Here is a 1,991-nt window from a genome sequence, read left to right as displayed (position 1 = left end):
GGGGGGGGGGGGTGTTCGGGGGGGGGGGGGGGGGGGGGGCGCGGGGGGGGGGGGGGGGGGGGGGGGGGGGGTGCGGTGGGGGGGGGGGGCGGAGCGGCCGGCGCCGGTGGCGCGGGGACCGGTCGTGCCTGGTCGGGCACGGCGGCGGGCGGCTCCGCCGGGCCCGGTCCGGAGCCGCTCCGTGTGCCGCGTGAGTCGTACGTGCCTTCGGTGTCCATCCGCTGCCCCTTGCCCCCGACCGGAGGTCGTATCCGTGTGCGCGCCGCCGTTCAATCTACTGTTCCCACGAGGGGAGTTCACCGACCCCGGCGGCGCCGTGCCGACCCGGCGTCCATGATCACCCGCAGGGTACGCGCGGGAGCCCGCCGGGAAAACGGACGGCGAGACGCCAAAGTCCCTCCGGACACAGCCGCCACGGCCGCCACGTGACGATCAGAGAGGCGACCCGGCCCCACAGGCCCCGCGGGCAGGCGGCAGCGGCCCCGTCGCCATAGCCATGACGGACAAGGCGACGCGCCCACTTCTCCCTAACGGAACATGCCAGCCCCGCCCCACCGCCCCTAGCCTGCGACTAAACACCCCTTTCGCCCCTCTCCTTGGAGTCCTGCCATGACTGAACTGTCCGGAGGCCCGGCCCTCCCCCAGGAGCGCCGCGTCGTCACCCCGATCCCCGGCCCCAAGTCGCGTGAGCTGCAAGCCCGCAGGTCGTCCGCGGTGGCGGCCGGCGTCGGCAGCACGCTGCCGGTGTTCGCCGCGCGCGCGGGCGGCGGGGTGCTGGAGGACGTGGACGGCAACTCCTTCATCGACTTCGGCTCCGGCATCGCCGTGACCTCGGTCGGCGCCTCCGCCGAGGCCGTGGTGCGCCGGGCGTCCGCGCAGCTCGCCGACTTCACCCACACCTGTTTCATGGTCACGCCGTACGAGGGCTATGTGGCGGTCTGCGAGCAGCTCGCGGAGCTGACCCCCGGCGACCACGCCAAGAAGTCGGCGCTCTTCAACTCCGGCGCCGAGGCCGTCGAGAACGCGGTGAAGATCGCCCGCGCGTACACCAAGCGACAGGCCGTCGTCGTCTTCGACCACGGCTACCACGGCCGTACGAACCTGACGATGGCTCTGACGTCGAAGAACATGCCGTACAAGAACGGCTTCGGCCCGTTCGCGCCCGAGGTGTACCGGGTGCCGGTGGCGTACGGCTACCGCTGGCCCACCGGCCCGGAGAACTGCGGCGCCGAGGCGTCCGCCCAGGCCATCGACCAGATCAGCAAGCAGGTCGGCGCGGAGAACGTCGCGGCGATCATCATCGAGCCGGTGCTCGGCGAGGGCGGCTTCATCGAGCCGGCCAAGGGCTTCCTGCCCGCGCTCTCGAAGTTCGCCGCGGACAACGGCATCGTCTTCGTCGCGGACGAGATCCAGTCCGGCTTCTGCCGCACCGGCGAGTGGTTCGCGTGCGAGGACGAGGGGATCGTTCCGGACCTGATCACCACCGCCAAGGGCATCGCGGGCGGGCTGCCGCTCGCCGCCGTCACCGGCCGCGCCGAGATCATGGACGCGGCGCACGCGGGCGGCCTCGGCGGCACGTACGGCGGCAACCCGGTGGCGTGCGCGGCGGCGCTCGGCTCGATCGAGACGATGCGCGAGCAGGACCTCGTGGGCCGCGCCCGGCACATCGGGTCGGTCATGAAGGGCCGGCTGACGGCCATGCAGGAGAAGTCCGACATCATCGGCGACGTGCGCGGGCGCGGCGCGATGATCGCCGTCGAGCTGGTGAAGCCCGGCACCAAGGACCCGAACCCCGAGGCCACGGCGGCGCTCGCGAAGGCGTGCCACCAGCAGGGCCTGCTGGTGCTCACCTGCGGTACGTACGGGAACGTGCTGCGCTTCCTGCCGCCGCTGGTCATCGGCGACGGGCTGCTGAACGAGGGCCTGGACATCATCGAGGGCGCGCTCGCCGAGGTCTGAGCGGCCGCCGGCCCCGTACGGCCCGTACGGCC

At 73.3% G+C, this 1,991-nt stretch carries 1 protein-coding gene; it reads left to right on the top strand.

Going from position 1 to position 1,991, the window contains the following annotated elements; genetic code table 11:
- The first annotated feature begins 609 nt into the window (after nt 1–609).
- The gene (gene gabT / locus ACFU99_RS41995; protein WP_384403615.1) at nt 610–1,959 is read left to right on the top strand and encodes a 4-aminobutyrate--2-oxoglutarate transaminase; all 1,350 of its coding nucleotides are present in this window, start codon (nt 610–612) and stop codon (nt 1,957–1,959) included.
- The last annotated feature ends 32 nt before the right edge of the window (nt 1,960–1,991 follow it).

Origin of the sequence: Streptomyces sp. NPDC057654 (assembly GCF_042800135.1) — a bacterium.
GTDB lineage: Bacteria > Actinomycetota > Actinomycetes > Streptomycetales > Streptomycetaceae > Streptomyces.
Note: the sequence above shows the minus strand (reverse complement) of the source record. Positions and strands in the feature narration are given on the sequence as shown.

Bases quoted from the DNA above. Each gene is read 5' to 3' on its own strand.
- gabT (WP_384403615.1), top strand. From the start codon at position 610: ATGACTGAACTGTCCGGAGGCCCGGCCCTCCCCCAGGAGCGCCGCGTC.